Annotated in this window: 1 protein-coding gene; it reads right to left on the bottom strand. The window is 45.0% G+C overall.

Annotated features, from left to right (window positions below; translation table 11 throughout):
• A partial coding sequence (locus tag GJ691_RS19565; RefSeq protein WP_179955126.1) for a beta strand repeat-containing protein occupies positions 1-1,515 on the bottom strand: 1,515 nt, incomplete at both ends.

The raw sequence follows: 1,515 nt of genomic DNA, 5'->3' as shown, positions 1-1,515 counted from the left end.
ACTACCGCCGTGAACACATTGCTCCCATTTAAATTCAACCCGTTCCCTGCCGTATACTGGGTATCGGTATCAACACCTGCAGTGATATCCGACAATGGAACACTTACGGTATTACCATTCTCTATACTTACTTCTAAATTTGAACCATTTACCTGAAAGTTTTGTAAATCCTGTTCATCCGTATCAACCGTTGCATCCGGCACATCAATGGTAAAGTTTGGATAGGTCCCGCCTACCGTTACATTACCATTACCACCATCAACGATACTTACCGTTTGGTCTGGTGAAGCATTGCTAACCGTGTACGCCGTATTGTTTCCTGAAGTTGACGCACTTACAGTAATATCCGAACCTGCAACAACACTTGATGTTAATTCATTGGCCGCTACTTCTGCATCCGTAGCCAAACTTGCGTCCGCACTGAACACCGTCCCGGTTAAAACCAAGCCTGTGCCTGCCGTATACTGTGTATCATTATCGGTTGCACTTGCCAGAGCTTCGATTGCCCCCTGTACATCGGTTGCACCAAGTGATGCCGTACTATCATCGAAAGTAACCTCCCCTGCATTCTGATCGTCAGTTGCAAGAAGACCACTAGCACTTACGCTAAGAGCATTGTTCGTTGCCGGGTCAACTACCGCCGTGAACACATTGCTCCCATTTAAATTCAACCCGTTCCCTGCCGTATACTGGGTATCGGTATCAACACCTGCAGTGATATCCGACAATGGAACACTTACTGTATTACCATTCTCTATACTTACTTCTAAATTTGAACCATTTACCTGAAAGTTTTGTAAATCCTGTTCATCGGTATCCAGTGCACTTAAATTTACCGTCTCATTTCCTGCACCGTCTTGGGTAAGTGTCAATATAGAAGTCGTGCCATCGAAAGTCAACCCTGTTACCGATTCATTTCCAATTACAGAATCCGCATCATTTACATTTAATGTTATGGTATTTCCATTCTCAATTGAAATATTTCCAGCAGTACCATCCGTGCTTATATCTTGCTCATCCGTTCCTGAATCATTCAACCCACTTAAATCAATATCTGTGGCACTTCCATTATTTGTAATCTTCAATATTCGCGTACTCGCATCATATGTTAAATCCTGTATCTCATTGGTGGCACTTGAATCCCCATCACGGATGTCTATCAAGGCCGCTGCTCCATCGGCAATTGTAACCTCCACACTTTGGTTGGCCACACCGTTGGTCCCGATACCCAAATCCTGGTCATCGGTGCCGTCAATTCCGTCCAACTCCGTTTGTAATTCCACAATAGCCGATTGTACGTCAGTACTGGTCGTATTGCCCGTCGCGGTGAAAGCCACTTCACCTGCATTCTGATCATCTGTGTCAGTAGCATAAAGACCATTACCGCTCACGCTCAAAGCATTGTTAGTTGCTGGGTCCACTACCGCCGTGAACACATTGCTCCCATTTAAATTCAACCCGTTCCCTGCCGTATACTGGGTATCGGTATCAACACCTGCAGTGATATCCGACAAT

It is taken from the genome of Maribacter luteus (assembly GCF_009674825.1).
Lineage (GTDB): Bacteria > Bacteroidota > Bacteroidia > Flavobacteriales > Flavobacteriaceae > Maribacter_A > Maribacter_A luteus.
Note: the sequence above shows the minus strand (reverse complement) of the source record. Positions and strands in the feature narration are given on the sequence as shown.